The organism is Vibrio cionasavignyae, from assembly GCF_050337155.1.
Taxonomy (GTDB): domain Bacteria; phylum Pseudomonadota; class Gammaproteobacteria; order Enterobacterales; family Vibrionaceae; genus Vibrio; species Vibrio nomapromontoriensis.
In genome coordinates this window covers 162056-185163 of sequence record NZ_JAKJSR010000020.1, presented here as the reverse complement: position 1 = coordinate 185163, position 23108 = coordinate 162056, and the positions used below count along the sequence as shown (strand labels likewise).

Sequence of the window (23108 nt, the reverse complement as noted above, 5' to 3'; positions counted from 1 at the left end):
CCTGGCACTTTAAGTGTCCTAAAGGGTTGTTCAAGACTAGAACGTTGATAGGCAGGGTGTGTAAGTGCTGYGAGGCATTGAGCTAACCTGTACTAATTGCCCGTGAGGCTTAACCATACAACACCCAAAGGGTTTTGATTGGACTCAAAGCAAGAACATAATTGAATGTGTATTAAGAACTTTTATTAAGCTTTCCAGATTAATTTTGCCTTCAGTTTTTARTAAAAGCTGAAAGTAAAAGAAGAATTTGCTTGGCGACCATAGCGTTGCGGACCCACCTGATCCCATGCCGAACTCAGAAGTGAAACGCAGTAGCGCCGATGGTAGTGTGGGGTTTCCCCATGTGAGAGTAGGACATCGCCAGGCTTGTTTCCTTGTTTTTAGATTTTGAAAAATCTAAAGGCAAAACTAAATAAAGCGACCAACGCTAAGACTTTATTTAGTAAAAGATACCACTGCGGAGTGGTAGTTCAGTTGGTTAGAATACCGGCCTGTCACGCCGGGGGTCGCGGGTTCGAGTCCCGTCCACTCCGCCACTTATACTAAGCCTCAGTCGAAAGACTGAGGCTTTTTTACGTTTGAAGAAAATTGTCAGTGACGGCTCAGTCATTTTTCTTTTAGTCAGATAGGTGGTTGGTTACACAGATTCGAGCCCTGCTCACTCAGCCACTTATACCACGCCTTAGATTAGGCGTCCCCGTCAAAAGGTTAGGGCATTTTGACGCTATAAAATAGTATGTAATACTAAAAGCTTGCTTTAAGTTTAGAGTGTATAAAAAAGCCTAAGTTATGAACTTAGGCTTAGTATGGGACTTATTTAACTATATGATAACTATTCAAATAAGTCGATATGCAGCCTTTTCACTGCTTCTTTTGCAACATCTGAGTCAAGCAAGAAACATAAGTTGTGAGGGCTAGCACCGTAGCAGATCATACGGAGATTAAACTCCTCAAGTGTTCCAAATACCGCTTTAGCGGAACCTTTCTTCTCGCTCATTTTATTACCAATCAATGCGATTAGGCTAAGATCCTGCTTCACTTCGACGATACACAGCTCTTCGAGTTCTTTCTTCACATCTAAAGGTAGCTCAGGCGCTTTTCCGCTGGTGTCTGTTTGGTCAAGAGTCAATGAAACACTGACTTCAGAGGTTGTAATAAGGTCTACCGATATTTTGTGCTTGGCCAGTATGGTAAATACATCGGCTAAGAAACCGTATGCTTGGAACATTTTAGGGTTCCGTAGTGTCACCATTGTTTGGTTATTTCTCAAAGCTAATGCACGAAATAGCGGGGCACTTTCTACTGTTTGGCGTACCCAAGTTCCGCCTTCTTGTGGCGCTTTAGAGGACCCGACAAAAACTGGAATTTGATGCCTTAGTGCCGGCAATAATGTAGATGGATGGAGGATCTTGGCACCAAAGTTAGCCATTTCAGAGGCTTCACTAAAGCTGATTTCTGGAATAGGGCGAGCGTTAGGGGCGATTCTAGGGTCAGTAGTATAGATCCCTGGAACATCAGTCCAGATCTCTAAGCCACTTGCTTCGACAGCCTCTGCAATAAGAGCGGCGCTATAATCGCTGCCGCCACGGCCCAGTGTTGTGGTTTCACCGTCAATATCTGCGCCAATAAACCCTTGAGTGATGACAACATGCTTTTTACACAAAGGGATGAGGTTTTGCTCTGCAAGAGTTTTGGTTTGCTCTAGGTTCGGTTCCGCTTTTCCATAAGTACTATCGGTCCTTAGTACTTGGCGAATATCAAATCGAACAGCATCAATGCCACGCTCTCGCATTAGCTGTGCGAAAATGTGTGTCGACATTCTCTCGCCACATGCCACTAAGTGATCAGTCAGCTTGGCGGTAACATCAATACAGGCGACTTCTGATAATGTTGCTACTTTTTCAATGAGCGCGTTGATACGTGGCTCAATGGAGGTTGCATCCTTGAGTTGACTCAGTATAGCAACGTGAATCGCTCTGAGTTTTTCGATAAGTTCTAATCGTTCGTTATCATTTTTTACGCCATTAGCCAGTGAGACCAAGATATTTGTCACCCCTGAACATGCACTGCTGACCACCAGTCTTGTCTCAGGGTTATTTTCGATGATTTCAGCACAACGGCTCATGGCTTCGAAGTTAGCAACACTTGTGCCACCAAATTTAGCTACATTGAATGCGCTCACAGTTTTCTCCAGGATATTCCAATAAGTAAAATTATAGGGTTAAAACCCAACGTCCGATGTTTGAAGAGAAATAAAGAGTAGAGGCACATATGATAATGAATCGACCTCAGAAGCTCTTCACCAATTTGGTTTGGTGACAGTTAAAGGGATTCAGCCCAATTAACCGATAAACTAACCCATCAAATTTAGTTTATCTCGGCACTGCTCCCCATGAGTGAAATGTGTTGGAGTTGAGGCTCCACATCATCACTTGCCTGGGCAGTGCTCCTCTTCTGCTTGATAGCCTGTTTATTCAACGTTTTTGTGATGCAAATGTCAATGGAGTGAGGCAATTTAATAAAAATATGACCCCTCAAATTTGTTGCAAATTTGTTGATCTCATGCGTATTGTAGAACAAACTATTTAGCCTTAAAGATTCTTTACACCCAAGTAACCTCATTATTATTAGAAAACAAAAGGACTTTCGATGACGATTTCTAGCTTTGTACCCCCCCACAGGACACTCATGGGACCTGGCCCTTCAGACATCTACCCACAGGTATTACAAGCACTTAGCCGCCCGACTATTGGCCATTTAGACCCGTTATTTATTGGTATGATGGATGAGCTTAAGGCGTTACTCAAATATGCATTTCAGACAGAGAATGACTTTACCATTGCCGTCTCTGCTCCTGGCAGCGCAGGGATGGAAGCTTGCTTTGTCAATCTAATCGAGCCTGGAGATAAAGTCATTGTTTGTCGAAATGGTGTTTTCGGTGATCGTATGAAAGAAAACGTCATTCGTTGCGGTGGCGAAGCTATCCTCGTTGACGATGAATGGGGTAAACCTGTTTCTGTTGAAAAAGTGCAGCAAGCCATCTCAGACAACCCAGACGCGGTATTGTTGGCTTTCGTACATGCAGAGACTTCTACTGGAGCGGTAAGCGATGCTAAGCAGTTAAGTCAGCTTGCCAAGCAAAATGGTATGCTTACGATTGTCGATGCCGTGACGTCGCTTGGCGGTGTTCCATTACTTGTGGATGAGTGGCAACTTGATGCTGTGTATTCAGGTAGCCAAAAATGTTTGTCTTGTGTTCCAGGGTTATCCCCCGTTACTTTATCGCCTCTTGCTATTGAGCGAATTAAAGCGCGTAAAACACCCGTTCAAAGTTGGTTCTTAGACCAAAGCTTAGTGCTAGGTTATTGGAGTGGCGAAGGCAAGCGTAGCTACCATCACACAGCGCCAGTGAATAGCCTTTATGCTTTGCATGAATCCTTAGTGATACTGAAAAATGAAGGCCTCGAAAACGCATGGCAGCGTCATAAAGAGATGCATATTTTACTCGCGGATGGGCTAGAAAAATTAGGGCTGACTTTTGTGGTAGAAAAAGAGAGTCGATTACCACAGCTTAACGCAGTGTACTTCCCTGAGGGCATTGATGATGCGGCCGTGAGGCAGCAATTGCTGGAAGGCTATAATTTGGAAATCGGTGCTGGTTTAGGTGCATTAGCAGGTAAAGCTTGGCGGATAGGCTTAATGGGTTATGCGGCAAGAAAAGAGAATGTTGCTTTGTGTCTTAAAGCACTGGAAACCGTGCTTAAATAGTTGATGATATTAAAAAGACCGAAAGCGTTAGCTTTCGGTCTTTTTATTCAAACTACAAATGCAGATGGAGAATATCTGTTTAACGGTTAACCGTTATAGAGATGCAATCGTCTGTTTTTGTTCTTCAAGTTTAATTAAGGTTTCTTTGTAGCCGTCGAGCTTTTCTCGTTCTTTAGTGATAACGGCTTCAGGTGCTTTAGCAACAAAACCTTCATTGCTTAGCTTTCCTTCGGTACGCTTAATTTCACCTTGAATCTTAGCCATTTCTTTATCGAGACGAGCAAGTTCGGCATCTTTATCGATAAGCCCAGCCATTGGAATCATTAGCTCAGACTTACCAACGAGCTTAGTCGCACACGCTGGTGTCGCTTCGTTGTCGGCAAGAACTTTAATATCATCAAGCTTGGCAAGCGCATTAAGAACGATCTTATTCGCTTCAATTCGAGCCGCATCTTTCTCATCAGCGACTTTGATCATGACTTCTAAGCCTTTGCTTGGTGCAATGTCATACTCAGCACGCAAGTTACGGATTGCAGTAATGAAAGTCTTCACCCATTCGATGTCATCAACGATCTCAGCATTGAAGTTCGCTTCATTAAACTGAGGAAGCGCTTGAGTCATGATCGTCTCGCCTTCCACACCGTCCACTAGTGGCTTAACGCTTTGCCAGATCGATTCAGTGATGTATGGTAGAACTGGGTGAGCAAGACGTAGCGTCTTCTCTAGAACGGTAATCAGCGTGTAACGAGTTGCTTGTTGCTGCGCTTCAGAACCCTTCCAAAGAACAGGTTTAGTTAGCTCTAGGTACCAGTCACAGAATTGGTTCCAGATGAATTCGTAAAGCGTGTTTGCTGCCATGTCTAGACGGTAGTTGTCTAGGTGAGCGTTAAACTCTTTCGCTGCAACTTCAAACTGAGATTCAATCCACTTATCAGCAAGAGAGAACTCCATGTTTGCACGGTCTTCTACAGACAGTGACATGCCACAATCGTGTTCTTCTGTGTTCATCAATACGTAACGGCTTGCGTTCCATAGCTTGTTACAGAAGTTACGGTAACCTTCAAGACGCTTCATGTCCCAGTTGATGTCACGACCCGTTGAAGCCATCGCAGCAAGGGTGAAACGTAGTGCATCAGTACCGTATGGTTCGATACCATTTTCGAAAGTCTTACGTGTCGCTTTTTCGATCTTAGCTGCCAGCTTCGGTTGCATCATGTTGCCACAACGCTTTTCTACTAGCTCTTCAAGGCCGATGCCATCAATCATGTCGATTGGGTCAAGCACGTTACCTTTCGACTTAGACATCTTATCGCCGTTTTCATCACGGATAAGACCTGTCATATACACGGTTTTAAATGGGACTTGAGCCTTGCCATCTTCGTCTTTCACGAAGTGCATGGTCATCATGATCATACGAGCAACCCAGAAGAAGATAATATCAAAACCTGATACCAGTACTTCAGATGGGTGGAACGTTTTTAGCGCTTCTGTGTCTTCAGGCCAGCCTTGAGTACCAAACGTCCAAAGGGCAGAAGAGAACCAGGTATCAAGAACGTCGTCGTCTTGCTTAAGGACAATAACAGGCGCTAGGTTGTTCTTTTCACGCACCTCTTCTTCAGTGCGACCGACGTACACTTTTCCATCGTTGTCGTACCATGCAGGGATGCGGTGGCCCCACCAAAGCTGACGAGAGATACACCAGTCTTGCACGTCACGCATCCACGCAAAGTACATGTTTTCGTACTGTTTAGGTACGAATTGGATCTGGCCATCTTCAACTGCTTTAACTGCAGGCTCTGCAAGCGGTGCTGTACGTACGTACCATTGGTCAGTCAGCATTGGTTCGATAACCACGCCGCCACGGTCGCCGTAAGGAACGGTTAGGTCGTGATCTTTGATTTCTTCAAGCAGACCAAGCTCATCGAATTCAGCAACGATAGCTTTACGAGCGGCGAAACGCTCCATGCCTTGGTATTTAGCTGGAATATCTGTTGAGTAAACATCGCTTTCTTCGCCGTTCGTTGTGAATACTTCTGCAGCATCACGGATATCAGCGTTGAACGTTAGGATGTTGATCATTGGTAGGTTGTTGCGCTTGCCCACTTCGTAATCGTTAAAGTCATGAGCTGGTGTGACTTTCACACAACCCGTGCCTTTTTCCATGTCTGCGTGCTCATCGCCTACGATAGGAATAAGACGGTTTACAACAGGAAGTAGGATTTCTTTGCCGATAAGATCTTTGTAGCGAGGATCTTCTGGGTTTACGGCAACACCAGTATCACCAAGCATGGTTTCTGGACGAGTCGTTGCGACAACAATGTAGTCTTTCCCATCGGCGGTTTTAACACCGTTCGCTAGTGGGTAGCGGAAGTGCCACATGAAACCTTTTTTGTCTTTGTTTTCAACTTCAAGATCAGAAATTGCAGTGTGCAGTTTAGGATCCCAGTTTACTAGACGCTTACCACGGTAAATTAGGTCTTCTTCATACAGGCGAACAAACACTTCTTGAGTTGCAGCCGATAGGCCGTCATCCATAGTGAATCGCTCACGATCCCAGTCTACCGATGCACCAAGGCGACGAAGCTGTTGAGTGATGGTGCCGCCAGATTCAGCTTTCCATTCCCAAATTTTGTCGATGAAAGCTTCACGGCCGTAGTCGTGTTTTGTTTTGCCTTCTTCAGCGGCAATTTTACGCTCTACAACCATTTGTGTCGCGATGCCTGCGTGGTCAGTACCAACCTGCCATAGCGTATTTTTACCTTTCATGCGCTGAGCACGGATAAGGGTATCCATGATTGTATCTTGGAAGGCATGGCCCATGTGTAGGCTACCAGTGACGTTCGGTGGCGGGATCATGATGCTGTATGCTTCTTTTGAAGTGTCACCGTGTGGCTTAAAGTAGCCTTTCTCTTCCCAAGCTTGGTATAAAGCTTGTTCGATTGATGTTGGGTTATATGTCTTTTCCATAGCGTTCTGGATACTTAACTTATTAATACTGTGAAAGAAATCTGTCAAACCTTATAATTAAGCGTGATTATCGCTTACCTATAAGGATTGACCGTGATTAGGATTCAGTGTGCTGAATCTTGATGGTCTGTAGCTGGTAGCCTGCTTGACGGTAAATTTTATACCTTTCTCGAGCAAGTTGCTTAGCTTTTTCTTCGCAAGGCACGAAGTCTACCACTTGAGCGAATGTCTGGGCAAAGGTTGCGTGCGTCTCGGCAACATTTATCACCAGCTGACGGTTCCAGCTCGGCTTTAAGCCGTCAAATCCAATCTCTACAGGGGTACCATTTTTAGGACCCTCACCCACTAAATTGTGAGCGATAAACGCGCTCGCATCAACTTGCCAAAAGTATTCAGCCCAGGCTTCTGCGGAGACTCGGTCGGCGGCATTGAGATAAATTTTGGCACCTTGGCCAGTAAAGTGTCGGCAAAGATAGTGAACATAAGCAAAAAAGCCTGGCTGTGTATCTTCCAAGCTTTCTTCTTCAACGATATAAAATGTTGCAGTTTGCATAGCTACCTAAAAAGTAAAAGGGCCGTTAGGCCCTTTTTTTATTCTTCAGTTTCGTGGCCACTTCGATTCAGTAAGAATTGGACAAGTAGGGAGACAGGACGACCCGTTGACCCTTTCGCTTTACCCGATTTCCAAGCGGTGCCTGCAATATCTAAGTGCGCCCAATGATACTTCTTAGTGAAGCGGGATAAGAAACAACCTGCGGTAATTGTGCCACCCGGACGGCCGCCAATGTTTGCCATATCGGCAAATGGGCTGCTGAGTTGTTCTTGGTACTCATCGGCCATTGGTAGGCGCCAAGCGCGATCGCCAGCTTGCTCTGAAGCGTTAACTAACTCATGAGAGAGTGGGTTATGGTTAGAAAGGACACCACTGATATGATGACCTAGTGCAATAACACAGGCACCAGTTAGCGTTGCAACATCGACCACACACTCAGGCTCAAAGCGCTCAACGTAAGTGAGAGCATCACACAGTACTAAGCGACCTTCTGCGTCGGTATTCAGTACTTCTACAGTTTGGCCAGACATAGTCGTTAGAATGTCACCAGGGCGATAAGCGTTGCTGCCTGGCATGTTTTCACAGCCGGCAAGAATACCAATAACATTGATAGGCAGGTTCAACTTTGCCAAGGCTTTCATTGTACCCATGACAGAAGCCGCACCACACATGTCATACTTCATTTCATCCATGCCTTCACCCGGCTTGAGTGAAATACCGCCTGAATCGAATGTTAAACCTTTACCAATAAGTACGATAGGTTTTGCGTTAGAATCCGGGTTGCCTTTGTACTCCATGATAGACATCAGGGATTCATTTTTAGAACCGCGTCCAACCGCTAGATAAGAGGTCATACCGAGCTTTTCCATCTCTTGCTCACCAATGATCTTGGTGGTCACTGTCTCGTAATCGTCAGCAAGACGACGAGCCTGAGAGGCTAAGTAGGCTGGGTTTGCAATGTTCGGTGGCATGTTGCCTAGGTCTTTCGATGTTTTTACACCTGACGCAATAGCAAGGCCGTGAGAAATGGCTTTTTCACCAAGGTTGAGCTCACGACGTGTCGGTACATTAAACACCAATTTGCGTAACGGGCGACGCGTCTCTGGTTTGTTGCTCTTGAATTGATCAAAGGTGTAAAGGCCATCTTTTGTCGCTTCAACCGCTTGGCGCACTTTCCAGTACGTATCGCGACCTTTAACGTGCAGTTCTGTCAGAAAGCATACCGCTTCCATAGAACCAGTTTCATTTAAGGTGCTGATGGTTTTTTGGATAATCTCTTTGTATTGACGCTCACCCAGCTCTCGTTCTTTGCCACAACCGACCAGTAGAACACGCTCAGAAAGCACGCCTGGTACTTGATGCAACAGTAGCATTTGCCCTGGTTTACCTTCTAGGTCACCACGACGTAGCAAAGAGCTAATATAGCCATCACTGATTTTATCGAGTTGCTCTGCAACCGGAGAGAGACGACGTGGCTCAAATACGCCGACGACAATGCAAGCACTGCGTTGCTTCTCTGGACTGCCACTTTTAACACTAAACTCCATGCGTACTCCTACATCCTAAAGACAAATAGAACTAAATGTTGGATAATCAATTATCAAAGTTTGAATCATAGCCGTTAGTTCGGCCTATAATTGTAAGATAAAAATTGATCCAAAAAGTAAAAAATAAAAGGTTTATCCGAAAACTATAGCGATTCAACCAAAAAAACAAGTTTTGTATAGGTGTTTTCACTGTGATTATTGTTAGATATTTGATCAGAGAAACAGTTAAGAGCCAATTAGCCATATTTTTTGTGCTCTTTTTAGTGTTTTTCAGCCGTCAATTTATCAATGTGCTTGCGGATGCTTCTGATGGAGATATTCCCGCTGGACTTATTATGACTCTCGTTGGTATTAGCATGCCTACGATGGGCTTATTGATGTTTCCATTAAGTATTTACATCGGAATTTTGGTGACTTTTGGGCGACTTTACGCCGAAAGTGAAATAACGGTGATGAATGCGACGGGGATAGGGAACAAATTTCTCATTCGCGCGGCGATGTACCTCGCCGCGATCACCTGCGCGCTTGCTGCATTTAATGCGTTTTGGTTAGCGCCTTGGACACAAGAACAAGAAGTACAAATACGGGAGAAATTGGCCTCAGAGAATTCAGTAGAACTGCTACAGACGGGACAATTTCAACGCACTCCCGATGGCACTTCGGTGGTTTTTATCGACAGCATTAAAGATAAAAAGCTCGAAAACGTGTTTGTTGCACAACTTAGCCCCCGTGATACGGTTTTGCCAAGTGTCATTTCATCTAAATCAGGTGAAGTGAAAGAGCTCAGTGATGGTCGCCAGATTATCGCTTTGTATGATGGTGTCCGTTATGAAGGTGCACCAACACGTTTAGAGTACATGGTGACGGAGTTTTCTGATTACGAAGGCATGATCGGACAACGAGAAGCGCAAGCTCGAGGGCGCTCTTGGATGGCGATACCGACGTTGGATTTGCTTTCTAATCCAGATCCGAAAGCTCAGGCTGAATTACATTGGCGAATTTCACTGGTGATCTGTATCCCGCTTCTGACGATGCTCGTGGTCCCGCTCTCTGCTGTGAACCCAAGGCAAGGGAAGTTTGCCAAAATGGGCCCGGCTATTTTGGTTTACTTCACCTACTTTTTGGCGATAAGCGCCATGAAGTCATCGCTAGAAGATGGCTCTGTTCCGTCTTACATTGGATTATGGCCAATTAATATCGCTCTTTTGTTCACGGCCATCATGGTCAACGCTTACGACACGGTGGGTATGCGCAAGTTTCGGGAGAAATTTAGGCAAAAGCGTTACAAACGAAAAGAGGCAGCCTAATTTATGTTTAAAATTTTAGATGTCTATGTTGGTCGTACCATTATTACCACCATCTTGTTGGTGCTTGCGGTATTTGTTGGTTTGTCAGCGGTCATTAAGTATGTGGAGCAACTGCGCTCTGTCGGCGAAGGCAGCTACGATCTCTTGTCGGCACTGTACTTTGTACTGTTAGGTATGCCTCGTGATATAGAGCTATTCTTCGCAATGGCATCACTGTTAGGGGCGTTGATCGGCTTAGGGATGTTAGCCAGTAGTTCCGAGCTTGTCGTCATGCAAGCGGCGGGTATCTCGAAAGTGCGGATTGGTTTATCGGTGTTAAAAACCGCAGTACCATTGATGATTATCGTGATGGCGCTGGGTGAATGGGGCGCTCCAACGACGCAACAGATGGCGCGAGATCTACGCTTACAAGCGACTTCGGGGGGCAGCATTGTTTCAGTGAGAAACGGTGTGTGGGCGCGCGACGGTAATGACTTTATTTTTATATCGAGCGTTAGCGATAACACCCTAACAGGGTTGAATCTTTGGCGGTTTGATGAAAATAAAAAGTTAACCAGCACCATTTTTGCTGAAAGCGCCGATTACATTGGAAAAAATGGCTGGGTCATGAACGATGTTCAGGTAACCAATTTGGAAAATACGGAAGCGTTCACTAAAGAAATGTTTCCGACATATCAATGGGAAACGTCCTTAGTTCCGGATAAGTTGAAAGTCGTGACGGTTGATTTGAATGAATTGCCGATCAGTGGTCTATACGATTATATGAAGTACCTAGAAGCGTCCGAACAAGACTCTTCTCGCTACGAGTTGGCGTTTTGGCGCAAAGCCACGCAGCCTATTTCGGTCGGTGTCATGATGTTGATGGCGTTATCGTTTGTGTTTGGTCCATTACGTAGTGTGACTATGGGCGCTCGAATTCTGTCTGGTGTTGTTGCTGGGTTTACCTTTTATATTTCTAGTGAGTTCTTTGGACCACTGAGTTTGGTGTATGGCATTCCGCCCGTCTTCGGTGCTCTGGGACCCAGTATCATTTTCTTATTGATTGCTACCCTGTTATTGCGAAGAAAGCTGTAGCGACATAGAGAGATAGCAAAATAAGGAAAGTTAAATAAAAAGGCTGAGATGATTCTCAGCCTTTTTATTATCTGTGCGATGGTACATGTAAACTAGTACTGGTCTTCTGACCAACCGTCGCTGTCAGACATATCGGGCGCGCCAGCGATAGCATTTTCTTCGTCAGCCCATTCGCCGAAATCAATCATTTGGCACTGTTTAGAGCAAAAGGGCCTGAACGGGCTTTCTTCTGCGCTCCATATCACATCGACCTTACATTGAGGGCACTGAACGATGGTTGGTTTACTCATAATTGGATCCATACTTCATATTGTTTAGCTGCAAACAGCCAGTTCAAATTCAACATCGTTAGGGTAGGCTTGTCCCGACTCAAAGGCAATAAACTTAATGGCAAAACGGTTCTTGTGGCCCGAAATCATAGGATAAACACCGCACTCCATAGGAATGGTGAGTCTTAGAATATTGGCTTCTTCGGCATCGCTTTGATAAAAACCAGAACGTGCAATCTGAGGTTTCATCCGCCCAGTTTCTCTGGTCAGCTTTAGCCACATGCTGAGGGCATTCATGAGTGGCTTGAGATTACCGAGCCACTTCTCCGCGTCGTGCATGCGCTTTTCTAAAGGCAGGTGAAGCCAATAGTGTAGGGACGGTAAATCGAAGCAGCATGAGCCGCCTGGCAAGCCAAAGCGTTGACGTATGGCGCTGAGGAAACGGTCTTCTCGAAGTGACTGACCAAAACGTTCAGCCATCATGAGTTCTTTATGAACAACGTCGATATCTCGGAGCAGGTTACCGAGCATTTCTTGATCAACATCGTCGATGTTTAACCACGAACGATAGGTCTGTCTTTGCTTTTCAAGATCTTTTGCTAATTCACTCTTGAGTTGCATCTGTTCAAATATCTCCAATAAATCAAATAGTGATTTAAAGAAAATTTGGTACTGATGACTGTCCGAAAATGACGAAGAATGCTGAAGCTGTCTCAGGAGAGATTCAACTCTTAGGTAAATTCTAGTTTTTTCATTAAGAGGATGTTCGAATCTATTTGTTGTCATTTCACTAGCCTTTAAACGCTTCCCTATTATTTTCACCGATTTTGACTGCACAATGCTAGGTACTTTTGGTGTAATTGTGTGACTTGGGACAAAAGTTGAGCGTTGTTCGTATTATTATCAATCACATCATCGGCATACGCTAGTCGAGTTTCTCGGTCAGCTTGTGAATTGAGTATAGAACGCACTTGTGATTCTGGTACACCGTCCCGTGTCATGGTTCGGTAAATTTGCGTTTCTTCATCAACATCAACCACCAAGACGCGATCAGCCATGCTATTTAAGCCGTTTTCAACTAACAGCGGAACAACAAAAAGTGTGTAAGGGCTTGTTGAGTTATCCAGTAACACTTGCATGCGTTGGCGAATCATAGGGTGGAGCAACTGATTGATCCATTGCTTATCCTGTTCGCTAGCAAAAATACGTTCTCTTAGTGCTGTGCGATTCAACTCTCCACTAGGCAGCAGTATTGATGGACCAAATTGCGCAGTTATTGCGTTGAGTCCAGTGGAGCCTTTTGCCACGACTTCTCGCGCCACCACATCGGCATCGACCAACTCGATATTAAACTCATCACGAAAAAGGTTCGCCACGGTGGTTTTCCCACTCGCTATCCCCCCGGTTAGTCCAATGACATAACTCATAAACTGGCTCCCACAAAAGCGGTTAAATAGTAGTTGATGATGGCGTCTCCCCATAGTGCGCATACCCAACCCGCTATGGCTAAATAAGGGCCAAAAGGGAACGCCATATCAATGCCTTTTTTTTGTAGTCGAAGCTGGATGAGGCCGAATATGACCCCGATTACAGAGGAAAGTAATACAATGATGGGAAGATGCGCCCACCCTAGCCATGCACCTAAGGCTGCCAGCAGTTTAAAGTCACCATAGCCCATGCCTTCTTTACCTGTGAGCAGTTTAAATGCCCAATAGACAGACCAAAGACAGAGATAGCCAAGCATGGTACCAATAACGGAATCCATTAGAGAAATGGGAGAAATGCCAAATAATGCCAGTGAGATACCTGCCCACATAAGCGGCAGTGTAAGCTGGTCGGGCAGCAGCATAGTATCAAGGTCGATAAAGGTTGCAGCGATGAGCGTAAAAGTAAACGCAATCAAAGCAACGCTGTAAAGGCTGTAGCCTAATTCAAATGCTACGACAGTGGCAAGTACGGCGCTGAGTAATTCAATAATAGGGTAGCGTGCGCTTATTTTATTACCACATTGGCGACATTTACCTTGTAATAATACCCAGCTTAAGACGGGAATATTATCCACTATTCGTATTGCGGTTTGGCAGTTAGGGCAGGTTGAACGAGGAATACTCAGGTTATAGTCACCTTGAGGTGGCTCAATGTGATATTCGGGAAAGGCCTCAGCACATTCTTGGCGCCAACCTCTTTCCATCATGATGGGCAGACGGTGTATCACCACATTAAGAAAACTGCCAACAATTAGGCCAACAATGGCGGCGAAGACCGAGTAAAGCCAAGGATAATAGGTAAAAACGTCCATTTTTGAGTGCTAGCCTAAAGAATCAACAGGTTATTGCCTATGTTAGCCTATTACCGACATTAAGTTAAAGATAGGAAGGTACATTGCGACCACTAATCCTCCCACCATCGTCCCTAGAAAAACAATAATGAATGGCTCGAGTATTTTTCCGAGATTATCGACGGTGTTATCCACCTCAAATTCATAGATGGCCGCAATTTTATTCAGCATGTCATCGAGTTGCCCTGATTCTTCACCGATCATGACCATTTGTAGCACCATCTCGGGGAAGGCATTGGCATTGCGCATGGCAAGGTGAATAGGGGTGCCTGCGACGACATCGCCATGAATCGAAAGAATGGATTGTTGATAATAGGTGCAGTCGGCGGTTTTCGCACTGGCTTGAATGCTCGATAAAATAGGGATCCCTGAGCTAAAGCTGGTGGCGAGGGTACGGCTAAACTTAGCGATTGAAGCCTTGGTGATGATACCTCCTATGATGGGGATACGAAGGGACAAGCGACTAGTTTGCAGTTTAAACGCGGCATTTTGCTTTCTTAATAAGCGAAACATAACAAGAGCGACAGTGATACTGATGATGAGCATGGCCCCGTTAGCTTGTAACCAATGCGAGGCTTGCAGAACTTGTAAGGTAAACCAAGGCAAGGTGGCGTTAAATCCTTTGAACATGCTTTCGAATTCTGGGATCACTTGTGTCAACATTAAAAAGGTGACGATGAACGAGACAAAAAGTACCATGCCGGGGTAGATGAGGGCTTTGACGACCTTGGATTTTAGTGCTTCTTGTTTCTCTCTATACAGTGCGAGACGCTCGAAGACCGCAGGTAAGTTTCCCGATGTTTCACCAGTTGCGACCATGTCGACGTAGAAGCTATCGAAATGCACACTGGCCATTTGCATGGCTCGTGAGATAGGTGTCCCAGCTTCAATCGCTTTGCATATTTGCCCGAGCACCGACTTCATTTCCGCCTTGGTGTGATTATCTGCGACTAATTTCAGCGCATGGATAATGGGAATACCGGTACCTAACATGGTGGCGAGCTGACGTGTCAGTGTGGTGATATCTTGTCGTTGGATGCGATGCGTGAGCTTAGTCCAAAGGGATACGCTATGGCGGGTGATTTTCTTAATTTGAACATGCTGGCTTTTAAGCTTATCCCTAACCTCACTTTCTGTCATGGCAAGCGTATGACCCGACACTTTTTTTCCGGTGCTGTTGATGCCTTTCCAGCGAAAGGTTTTTAGCGGAATAGCTTGTATTTTCGCCATTGTCGTTTCCTTCAAAGTGATACAGAGCTTGCAATGCAAAGATGGTAATGTTGAATCTAAGTACTTAAAGTACCTGGCCTAGAAATAGAGCACACGCTGCAGCTCCTTAAAGCTGGTGATGCCTTGCTCAAGTTTGGTGATCCCTGATTGTTTTAAGGTGAGCATGCCTTGCGACTTGGCGATAGACTCTAGCTCTTGAATACTGGCATTTTGCATGACCGCCTTTGCGAGCTCAGCCGTAAAGGGCATCACTTCATAAATACCTGTCCGTCCTGAGTAGCCGTGATTGCAGGCGTTGCAGCCTTTTTCATTGGCTTGATAAATGGTTATCGATGGTGATAAAGCGAGGTTGTGCTGTAACCCAATTGGCAGTACTTCAGGCGTCTTACAGTGATTGCAGAGTTTACGAGCCAGTCGTTGGGCGATGATTAGGGACAGCGACGATGCAAGGTTGAAAGCGTCGATGCCCATATTTTGCAGCCGAACGACGGTTTCAATCGCAGAGTTGGTGTGCAGGGTGGATAGGACTAAGTGACCAGTTTGCGCCGCTTTTACCGCAATTTCTGCGGTGTCGAAATCTCGAACTTCTCCTACCATGACAATATCAGGATCTTGTCTTAAGAACGATCGCAGCGCTTCTGGGAAACCAAAGCCAATTTTGGGGTTAACTTGCACTTGGTTGATGCCATCAAGATGGATCTCAACCGGATCTTCTGCCGTTGAAATGTTGCGATCCGCAGTATTGAGAATGCTCAAGCCGGTATACAGCGACACGGTTTTGCCACTGCCAGTCGGACCGGTGATAAGGATCATGCCTTGCGGCTTTTTAAGTGCATCAAGGTAAAGCGTGCGTTGTTGTGACGTATAGCCAAGTTGATCAATGTTCAAGTTGGCCGAGCCGCCATCAAGGATCCGTAAGACAATTTTCTCACCCCACATGGTAGGAAGTGTTGATACTCGCATATCCACGGCGGCGCTGTCGGACAGTTTAAGTTTAATCCGACCATCTTGTGGTAAGCGACGTTCGGCAATATCGAGCTTGGCCAAAATCTTAATTCGGGCAGAGAGACGCCTGCTGAGGTGCCCTGCTGGTTGGTGGGTTTCAATTAAAATGCCGTCACAGCGCAAGCGAATGCGGTAGACGTGTTCATAGGGTTCAAAGTGAATGTCGGAGGCTTTCTTACGAACCGCATCAATGAGGACTTGTTGAATAAAGCGGCTAACAGGGGATTCATCGAGACTTAAATCTTCGATGTTATCCAATTCTGCATCGGTAACTTGTACTAGGTTGGCTAAGTCATCGGAAGTGAGATCTTTGCTGCTATTTTGCCAACTGTCTCCTGTCTCTCCATACATACGCCGAATGGCGGCGCGAATGTCTTGATGACACGCTAAAACTAGCTCAATTTGCATGCCAGTGGCAAAACGAAAGTCATTTTCAACATGCTGTAAAGTGGGATCGCCAATAGCGATGGTGAGCACGCCATTAAATTGAGAAAGGGGTAAGGCGTTGTGGTTGGTGATGGCGTCGCGTAACCCTAAACGCTGGCACAGCTCAGTAAAATCAAAGTTATGAATCGGCGTCACCGCCAGCCCGAATAACAAACTCAGTTGGTGGGTGAATTCCTGTGGCGTGAATAGATTCAGCTCAAGCACCGCATCGGGCGCGGAACAGCCCGATGTGGCGATGAGGTCTAACACCGACTCCGCTTGCGACGCACTAATCAGGCTAGCGTGCTGCAAGATAGAGGGGAGGTTGGATTGCATTTGTTAAGGTGTGGCTTCACAGCCTTTTAAGGACAGCCCTGTGTCCTGTGTACATTCCCAGCCAGTAGTGTCATCTCTTGCTAGCGTTATTTTTTTATTAAGTAATGAACCTGAATTAAATGTAAATGTTATGGATTTATCAGCGGTTTCTATTTTCCCAAGAGTATTTGAATCCTTTGTAATTCCTAAGGTGGACACGGCTGATGATAGCTTTCCGTTGTCTTGAATTAATAGTTCTGCTGGTGTGATTAATGATTTCATAGTTGCTAGTGCTGAAGCTGCTTCGCTCTTATTGACGTAGTCCTTATATGCTGGGATAGCCACAGCAGAGAGTATTCCAATAATCGCCACTACAATCATCAACTCAACCAAGGTAAAACCTTGTTGTTTATTCGTTTTTCTCATCATCTTGTCCTTAGAATAGTGATACTTAACTACAGTAGGTATCAGCCCATACGCAATAAAGCGCACAATGATTGAGCTACGAGTGAGTTGGGAAACTTTTGGAGTTTGTTGCAAGGTATGCAGGAGAGGTTGCGAGTAGGGTTGAGTTTTGGGTTGTAGGTGGAGAAAGAGCGGTTCTATGGCCCTGTGGCCCTATGGGGCGCAGGATTGTGCTTGACATGTCATGCTTTTGATTTTTTGCTAGACCACAGGACCACAGGACCACAGGACCACAGGACCACAGACATAAAAAAAGCGAAGTCTAATCAGACTCCGCTCAGTTTAATTTTCCTCTAGGACCTAGGACCTAGGACCTAGGACCCAGCTCCTAACCCGCTCCTACCCCTTAAACCTCATCGATAAATCCATCGCTTTTAAATGTTTAGTCAGCGCGCCAACAGAAATATAATCAACGCCTGTTTCTGCGAACTCTTTGATGGTGTCCATCGTGATGTTCCCAGAGTTTTCTAGTGCAGCGCGGCCTGCGTTGATCTTCACGGCTTCACGCATCATGTCGGTCGTAAAGTTATCCAGCATGATGATGTCGGCCCCCGCTTCGATGGCTTGGTTTAGCTCTTCAAGCGATTCAGTTTCTACTTCAACAGGTTTGCCTGGATTTAACTGCTTAGCCGTTGTGATAGCTTTGGTGATACCGCCACACGCGATGATGTGGTTCTCTTTAATTAGGTAGGCATCAAAGACCCCAATACGATGGTTGAAACCACCGCCACAGGCGACCGCGTATTTAAGTGCGCTACGCAGACCTGGAATGGTTTTACGGGTGTCTAATAAGCGGCACTGTGTGTGGGCAATCTTTTCAGCGTATTGGGCAGTAATGGTCGCGCAGCCAGATAGCGTTTGGATGAAGTTCATCGCATTGCGTTCGCCGGTTAATAGAATACGAGCTGGGCCTGACATAGTACAAAGGACTTGGTTAGGTTCCACTTTATCACCATCATTAACATGCCAATCAATGGTGACTTCACCACCGAGTTGCTTGAACACTTCGTCCGCCCACATTTTGCCGCAAAAAACACCGTGCTCACGGGTAATGATAGTCGCGACATTTTGCGTTTCCGCAGGGATCAAGCTGGTGGTGATGTCGGCGCTTGCATCTAGCGTTCCGCCCAAGTCTTCACGAAGTGTATCGGCGACGGCACGAGTAATTTCAGTAGGAAGTTGCTGCTTTAAATACTCAAGGCGTTCTTGGCTGTTATGTGTGTTTTTCATCGCTTAAGGAATCTATATGGGGGAACAAAGTGGGCATGATACTCTGGCTTGTGCGTAATTTCAGCATCAATTCTCGCATTTTGTTGGTTGTTGGATAAAATCATAGCGAACCTTGTGCAGATGGACATCATTAGTATGCAAAACCCCAATACGAATCAGCGTGAAGCTGCCACACTTGCCGTAGATGAACAAGGCTGGTATTTACCGGCTCGACGTGTGCCATCGCCACACTTTGACGCCCGTAGTGATGAGCAAGATATCTCTTTGCTGGTGGTGCACAACATCAGTTTGCCGCCCGGGCAATTTGGTGGCGATTATATTGAATCATTTTTTCAGGGTAACTTGGATGCGAATCGTCATCCATTTTTTAAGGTCATCGAGAATATGCGTGTTTCTGCCCACTGTCTCATTCGGCGTGACGGAGAGGTAGTGCAGTTTGTCCCGTTCTCTGCTCGTGCTTGGCATGCGGGTGTATCTAGTTTCGCTGGGCGAGATAAATGCAATGATTACTCAATAGGGATCGAGTTAGAAGGGACGGACTTTTTACCGTACAGCCCAGAGCAGTATCAGAGCTTGGCTGAACTAACTAAGGTTATTTTGTTGTATTATCCGCAAATTACCCCTGAGCGGATAACTGGACATCAATATATTGCCCCTTTGAGAAAGACTGACCCTGGATTGGTTTTTGACTGGGTGCGGTTCAAACAAGGGCTATGATTAAATACTAATACCACCAATGGGTTAGACATCCTCAACATCGATATATTTATTTTGTTACTTAAATTATTAAAAATAGCTTGTCTCATCCTGCAAGCTTTTTTTGATTTCGATCAACTTCCCTCACCCAATCATCACGTTCTTACCTGTTGATTTATAATGATTTTTCTAGCACGAAAAACGCCCGATAGGTTTCTTGTATGTAATTGGTATGACCAAGTCTGTTGGTGTTTTAATCAATAAATGTTTCATTGCTGTTAATGTACCGCCGCTTCTATGATGTGAATCAATTTTTAGCTAGACATTTGCGTTTTAAATGTGTTAATTTTTAGCCCAACTTGAAATTGGTAATACCAATTCACTGCATAAGAAAAGTAGAACTATAGCCATGGCTTATCAAAGGATTCGTCAGCCCAAACTTTCGGATGTTATCGAACAGGAACTTGAGCGGTTGATCGTCGAAGGAACACTTTCTGCAGGGCAGCAGTTGCCACCAGAACGTGAACTGGCAAAACAATTTGATGTTTCTCGACCTTCGATTCGAGAAGCAATTCAGCGCTTGGAAGCAAAGCGCCTGCTGACCCGTAGACAGGGTGGCGGTACGTTTGTTAGTGACAATATATGGAAAAGTTTTTCAGATCCTTTGCTAGAGCTACTTTCATCTCACAATGAAACCCAACTTGACTTGCTCGAAGCTCGTCACGCGATGGAAGGTATTTCAGCTTATTTTGCAGCGTTGCGTGGTACCGAAGAAGATTTTGCTCAGATAGAAAGTTGCTTAGTTAATATCGGTGAAGCGCAAGAAAAGCGTGATGTAGAGGCAGAAGCGTCTGCGGTTATGGCTTTTCTTATTGCCTTAACAGAGGCGGCTCATAATGTGGTTTTATTACATATTATTAGAAGCTTAGCACCACTACTTGAGCAAAATGTTCTACAAAATTTAAAGTTATTACATCGCCGCACTGAAGTGTCGGAGAAAGTCAGTAAACATAGAGCTAATATTGTAGATGCGATTGTTTCTGGTCAGCCTGAAAAGGCGCGAGAAATGTCTCATTCACATTTAGCGTATATCGAAGAAACATTGCTGGATTTGACGCGCGAAGAATCACGCCGAGAGCGTTCTCTACGTCGAATTCAGCAGGGTAATGAGTCGTAATCAAGCGACGCATTAAATGTTTAGTAGAATCCAACTAACAAAAGGATAGATCGCCATGTCTGACATGAAGCATGACGTTGATGCTCTAGAAACTCAAGATTGGTTACAAGCACTAGAGTCAGTAGTACGCGAAGAAGGCGTAGAACGCGCACAATATTTACTAGAACAAGTTCTAGATAAAGCTCGTTTAGACGGCGTTGATATGCCAACTGGTATCAACACTAACTACATCAACACCATCCCAGCAGCACAAGAGCCAGCTTACCCAGGTGACGTCACTCTTGAACGTCGTATTCGCTCGATTATTCGCTGGAACGCAATCATGATCGTATTGCGTGCTTCTAAGAAAGACCTAGACCTTGGTGGTCACATGGCTTCTTACCAGTCAGCTGCTGCGTTCTACGAAGTATGTTTCAACCACTTCTTCCGTGCTCCAAACGAGACGGACGGTGGCGATCTAGTTTATTACCAAGGCCATATCTCTCCTGGTATCTATTCTCGTGCATTCGTTGAAGGTCGTCTTACTGAAGAGCAGCTAGACAACTTCCGTCAAGAAGTAGATGGTAAAGGTATCCCTTCTTACCCACACCCGAAACTGATGCCTGAGTTCTGGCAGTTCCCTACCGTATCTATGGGTCTTGGCCCTATCTCAGCGATCTACCAAGCGCGCTTCCTTAAGTACCTTGAAGGCCGTGGCCTGAAAGAAACGTCAGCGCAACGCGTATACGCGTTCCTAGGTGACGGAGAAATGGATGAGCCAGAATCACGTGGTGCGATCTCTTTCGCTGCGCGTGAGAAACTAGACAACCTATGTTTCCTAATCAACTGTAACCTACAGCGCCTAGATGGCCCTGTAATGGGTAACGGTAGCATCATCCAAGAACTGGAAGGCCTATTTAAAGGCGCAGGTTGGAACGTTGTTAAAGTTATCTGGGGTAGTAACTGGGATTCTCTACTGGCTAAAGACACCACTGGTAAGCTTCTTCAACTAATGAACGAAACTATCGATGGTGACTACCAAACATTCAAATCTAAAGATGGCGCCTACGTACGTGAGCACTTCTTTGGTAAGTACCCTGAAACAGCGGCACTTGTGGCTGATATGACGGATGACGAAATCTTCGCGCTTAAGCGTGGTGGTCATGACTCTTCTAAACTGTTTGCTGCATTCAACAATGCAAAAGAAACAGGTGGTAAGCCAACGGTAATCCTAGCTAAGACAGTTAAAGGTTACGGTATGGGTGATGCAGCAGAAGGTAAGAACATTGCACACGGTGTTAAGAAAATGGACATGACTCATGTTCAACACCTACGTGACCGTCTAGGCCTACAAGATATTCTTTCTGATGAGAAAGTAGCTGAGCTACCTTACTTGAAGTTGGAAGAAGGCACGGCAGAGTACGAATACCTACATGCTCGTCGTAATGCTCTACATGGTTACACACCTGCGCGTCTGCCTAAATTCACTCAAGAATTTAAAGTGCCAGAGCTTGATGCATTTGCACCACTACTAGGTGAGCAAAAGCGTGATATCTCGACGACAATGGCTTACGTTCGTACTCTTAATATCCTGCTTAAAGATAAGAATATTGGTAAAAACATTGTTCCTATTATTTGTGATGAAGCACGTACGTTCGGTATGGAAGGTCTGTTCCGTCAGGTGGGTATCTACAACCCGCATGGTCAAGAATATACTCCTGAAGATAAGGGCATTGTTTCTTACTACAAAGAAGCGACGTCTGGTCAAGTTCTTCAAGAAGGTATCAACGAGCTAGGTTCAATGGCGTCTTGGGTTGCTGCGGCAACGTCATACAGCACCAACGATCTACCAATGATCCCGTTCTACATCTACTACTCAATGTTCGGTTTCCAACGTATTGGCGACATGGCATGGTTAGCTGGTGACCAACAAGCTCGTGGCTTCCTATTGGGCGCTACTGCGGGCCGTACAACGCTAAACGGCGAAGGTCTACAGCACGAAGATGGTCACTCGCACATTATGGCGAACACAGTACCTAACTGTATCTCTTACGACCCAACGTTTGCTTACGAGCTAGCGGTAATCATGCAAGACGGTATTCGTCGCATGTACGGTCCTGAGCAAGAGAACGTTTACTACTACCTAACAGTAATGAACGAGAACTACGCAATGCCAGCAATGCCAGAAGGCGCTGAAGAAGGCATCCGTAAAGGTATCTACAAGCTTGAGTCTCACGCGGGTACGAAGGGCAAAGTTCAACTAATGAGCTCTGGTACTATCATGAACGAAGCGCGTAAAGCTGCTGAAATTCTAAGTGAAGAGTACGGCGTAGCCTCTGATGTCTTCTCTGTCACGTCGTTCAACGAACTGACTCGTGACGGCCAAGCGGTAGAGCGTGACAACATGCTTCACCCAGAAGCGGAAGAGAAAGTCCCGTACATCACAACCGTTCTTGGTAAAGAACCTGCTATCGCAGTGACGGATTACATGAAGAACTACGCTGAGCAAGTTCGTGCATTTATGCCAAGCGAATCATACAAAGTACTTGGTACTGATGGTTTCGGTCGTTCTGATAGCCGTGAAAACCTACGTCGTCACTTCGAAGTTAACGCAGGTTACGTAGTGGTAGCAGCGCTGACTGAGCTGGCTAAGCGTGGTGATGTTGAAAAATCAGTAGTTGCAGAAGCGATTGCTAAATTTGGCATCGACACTGAAAAAACTAACCCGCAATACGCATAAGACTTCCATTAAGGTAGGAAAA

Annotated in this window: 18 protein-coding genes, 1 tRNA gene, 2 rRNA genes and 1 riboswitch; of the genes, 9 read left to right on the top strand and 12 right to left on the bottom strand. The window is 45.4% G+C overall.

Features of this window, described 5'->3' with window-relative positions:
- The 3 genes from L4D74_RS16725 to L4D74_RS16715 form a co-directional block, all read left to right on the top strand.
- Positions 1–117 (top strand): 23S ribosomal RNA (locus L4D74_RS16725); the annotation flags it as partial.
- A gap of 133 nt (positions 118–250) precedes the next feature.
- Positions 251–366, top strand: a 5S ribosomal RNA gene (gene rrf, locus L4D74_RS16720).
- A 93-nt stretch (positions 367–459) separates the two neighbouring features.
- Positions 460–536, top strand: a tRNA-Asp gene (locus L4D74_RS16715).
- A 296-nt stretch (positions 537–832) separates the two neighbouring features.
- On the opposite strand, the gene lysC is transcribed toward L4D74_RS16715, so the two are convergent.
- Positions 833–2182, bottom strand: a complete 1350-nt coding sequence (lysC, locus tag L4D74_RS16710) for a lysine-sensitive aspartokinase 3 (protein WP_428753418.1) — start codon at positions 2180–2182, stop codon at positions 833–835.
- 102 nt (positions 2183–2284) lie between these two features.
- Positions 2285–2462, bottom strand: a riboswitch (Lysine riboswitch).
- Positions 2463–2649: 187 nt separating this feature from the next.
- Between lysC and L4D74_RS16705 the strand changes: the two genes are divergently transcribed.
- Positions 2650–3768 carry a pyridoxal-phosphate-dependent aminotransferase family protein gene (locus L4D74_RS16705; protein ID WP_428753416.1) on the top strand — a complete coding sequence of 373 codons (1119 nt, stop codon included), beginning with the start codon at positions 2650–2652 and terminating at the stop codon, positions 3766–3768.
- Between the two features lie 93 nt (positions 3769–3861).
- Here the strand turns inward: L4D74_RS16705 and L4D74_RS16700 are convergent, their stop codons facing one another.
- The 3 genes from L4D74_RS16700 to pepA all read right to left on the bottom strand — a co-directional run bounded on the left by L4D74_RS16700 (position 3862) and on the right by pepA (position 8835).
- Positions 3862–6735 (bottom strand): valine--tRNA ligase, encoded by a 2874-nt coding sequence (locus tag L4D74_RS16700; RefSeq protein ID WP_428753415.1) that lies wholly within the window; start codon positions 6733–6735, stop codon positions 3862–3864.
- Positions 6736–6832: 97 nt separating this feature from the next.
- Positions 6833–7288: a DNA polymerase III subunit chi gene (locus tag L4D74_RS16695; RefSeq protein WP_265677581.1), complete on the bottom strand. Its 456-nt coding sequence runs from the start codon at positions 7286–7288 to the stop codon at positions 6833–6835.
- Between the two features lie 38 nt (positions 7289–7326).
- Positions 7327–8835 carry a leucyl aminopeptidase gene (gene pepA, locus L4D74_RS16690; RefSeq protein ID WP_265677580.1) on the bottom strand — a complete coding sequence of 503 codons (1509 nt, stop codon included), beginning with the start codon at positions 8833–8835 and terminating at the stop codon, positions 7327–7329.
- A 191-nt stretch (positions 8836–9026) separates the two neighbouring features.
- Between pepA and lptF the strand changes: the two genes are divergently transcribed.
- Positions 9027–10142 (top strand): LPS export ABC transporter permease LptF, encoded by a 1116-nt coding sequence (lptF, locus tag L4D74_RS16685; protein WP_265677579.1) that lies wholly within the window; start codon positions 9027–9029, stop codon positions 10140–10142.
- A gap of 3 nt (positions 10143–10145) precedes the next feature.
- Positions 10146–11216 (top strand): LPS export ABC transporter permease LptG, encoded by a 1071-nt coding sequence (gene lptG, locus L4D74_RS16680; RefSeq protein WP_265677577.1) that lies wholly within the window; start codon positions 10146–10148, stop codon positions 11214–11216.
- A gap of 92 nt (positions 11217–11308) precedes the next feature.
- Here lptG and yacG read toward each other — a convergent pair whose 3' ends face one another.
- The 8 genes from yacG to nadC all read right to left on the bottom strand — a co-directional run bounded on the left by yacG (position 11309) and on the right by nadC (position 18494).
- Positions 11309–11506, bottom strand: a complete 198-nt coding sequence (yacG, locus tag L4D74_RS16675) for a DNA gyrase inhibitor YacG (protein ID WP_250617368.1) — start codon at positions 11504–11506, stop codon at positions 11309–11311.
- 24 nt (positions 11507–11530) lie between these two features.
- Positions 11531–12271, bottom strand: coding sequence for a cell division protein ZapD (gene zapD / locus L4D74_RS16670; RefSeq protein WP_428753412.1), 741 nt, complete (start codon positions 12269–12271; stop codon positions 11531–11533).
- 32 nt (positions 12272–12303) lie between these two features.
- Complete coding sequence (gene coaE, locus L4D74_RS16665) at positions 12304–12912, bottom strand: dephospho-CoA kinase (RefSeq protein ID WP_265677573.1); 609 nt, start codon at positions 12910–12912, stop codon at positions 12304–12306.
- Positions 12909–13784 (bottom strand): prepilin peptidase, encoded by an 876-nt coding sequence (locus L4D74_RS16660; protein ID WP_428753411.1) that lies wholly within the window; start codon positions 13782–13784, stop codon positions 12909–12911. Before L4D74_RS16660 ends, coaE begins: the two co-directional genes overlap by 4 nt.
- A gap of 42 nt (positions 13785–13826) precedes the next feature.
- On the bottom strand, positions 13827–15053 hold the full coding sequence (locus L4D74_RS16655; RefSeq protein ID WP_428753409.1) for a type II secretion system F family protein: 1227 nt from the start codon (positions 15051–15053) through the stop codon (positions 13827–13829).
- 78 nt (positions 15054–15131) lie between these two features.
- Positions 15132–16820, bottom strand: coding sequence for a type IV-A pilus assembly ATPase PilB (gene pilB / locus L4D74_RS16650; RefSeq protein WP_428753407.1), 1689 nt, complete (start codon positions 16818–16820; stop codon positions 15132–15134).
- A gap of 3 nt (positions 16821–16823) precedes the next feature.
- Positions 16824–17228, bottom strand: a complete 405-nt coding sequence (locus L4D74_RS16645; RefSeq protein WP_428753406.1) for a pilin — start codon at positions 17226–17228, stop codon at positions 16824–16826.
- A 375-nt stretch (positions 17229–17603) separates the two neighbouring features.
- Positions 17604–18494 carry a carboxylating nicotinate-nucleotide diphosphorylase gene (gene nadC, locus L4D74_RS16640; RefSeq protein WP_428753405.1) on the bottom strand — a complete coding sequence of 297 codons (891 nt, stop codon included), beginning with the start codon at positions 18492–18494 and terminating at the stop codon, positions 17604–17606.
- A 135-nt stretch (positions 18495–18629) separates the two neighbouring features.
- On the opposite strand from nadC, the gene ampD reads away from it, so the two are divergent.
- From ampD to aceE, 3 genes are all read left to right on the top strand, one after another.
- Positions 18630–19211, top strand: a complete 582-nt coding sequence (gene ampD / locus L4D74_RS16635; RefSeq protein WP_428753404.1) for a 1,6-anhydro-N-acetylmuramyl-L-alanine amidase AmpD — start codon at positions 18630–18632, stop codon at positions 19209–19211.
- 388 nt (positions 19212–19599) lie between these two features.
- The gene (gene pdhR / locus L4D74_RS16630) at positions 19600–20367 is read left to right on the top strand and encodes a pyruvate dehydrogenase complex transcriptional repressor PdhR (protein WP_428753402.1); all 768 of its coding nucleotides are present in this window, start codon (positions 19600–19602) and stop codon (positions 20365–20367) included.
- Positions 20368–20422: 55 nt separating this feature from the next.
- Entirely contained in the window at positions 20423–23086 is a 2664-nt protein-coding gene (gene aceE / locus L4D74_RS16625) for a pyruvate dehydrogenase (acetyl-transferring), homodimeric type (protein WP_428753401.1), read from the top strand.
- Positions 23087–23108 lie beyond the last annotated feature (22 nt).

What these genes read in the sequence shown, in the direction of transcription:
- yacG (WP_250617368.1), bottom strand. Translation starts at nt 11,506, where the DNA reads ATGAGTAAACCAACCATCGTTCAGTGCCCTCAATGTAAGGTCGATGTG.
- aceE (WP_428753401.1), top strand. Translation starts at nt 20,423, where the DNA reads ATGTCTGACATGAAGCATGACGTTGATGCTCTAGAAACTCAAGATTGG.
- lptG (WP_265677577.1), top strand. Translation starts at nt 10,146, where the DNA reads ATGTTTAAAATTTTAGATGTCTATGTTGGTCGTACCATTATTACCACC.
- pdhR (WP_428753402.1), top strand. Translation starts at nt 19,600, where the DNA reads ATGGCTTATCAAAGGATTCGTCAGCCCAAACTTTCGGATGTTATCGAA.
- L4D74_RS16645 (WP_428753406.1), bottom strand. Translation starts at nt 17,228, where the DNA reads ATGATGAGAAAAACGAATAAACAACAAGGTTTTACCTTGGTTGAGTTG.
- pilB (WP_428753407.1), bottom strand. Translation starts at nt 16,820, where the DNA reads ATGCAATCCAACCTCCCCTCTATCTTGCAGCACGCTAGCCTGATTAGT.
- zapD (WP_428753412.1), bottom strand. Translation starts at nt 12,271, where the DNA reads ATGACAACAAATAGATTCGAACATCCTCTTAATGAAAAAACTAGAATT.
- nadC (WP_428753405.1), bottom strand. Translation starts at nt 18,494, where the DNA reads ATGAAAAACACACATAACAGCCAAGAACGCCTTGAGTATTTAAAGCAG.
- ampD (WP_428753404.1), top strand. Translation starts at nt 18,630, where the DNA reads ATGCAAAACCCCAATACGAATCAGCGTGAAGCTGCCACACTTGCCGTA.
- coaE (WP_265677573.1), bottom strand. Translation starts at nt 12,912, where the DNA reads ATGAGTTATGTCATTGGACTAACCGGGGGGATAGCGAGTGGGAAAACC.
- L4D74_RS16695 (WP_265677581.1), bottom strand. Translation starts at nt 7,288, where the DNA reads ATGCAAACTGCAACATTTTATATCGTTGAAGAAGAAAGCTTGGAAGAT.
- L4D74_RS16660 (WP_428753411.1), bottom strand. Translation starts at nt 13,784, where the DNA reads ATGGACGTTTTTACCTATTATCCTTGGCTTTACTCGGTCTTCGCCGCC.
- L4D74_RS16705 (WP_428753416.1), top strand. Translation starts at nt 2,650, where the DNA reads ATGACGATTTCTAGCTTTGTACCCCCCCACAGGACACTCATGGGACCT.
- L4D74_RS16700 (WP_428753415.1), bottom strand. Translation starts at nt 6,735, where the DNA reads ATGGAAAAGACATATAACCCAACATCAATCGAACAAGCTTTATACCAA.
- pepA (WP_265677580.1), bottom strand. Translation starts at nt 8,835, where the DNA reads ATGGAGTTTAGTGTTAAAAGTGGCAGTCCAGAGAAGCAACGCAGTGCT.
- L4D74_RS16655 (WP_428753409.1), bottom strand. Translation starts at nt 15,053, where the DNA reads ATGGCGAAAATACAAGCTATTCCGCTAAAAACCTTTCGCTGGAAAGGC.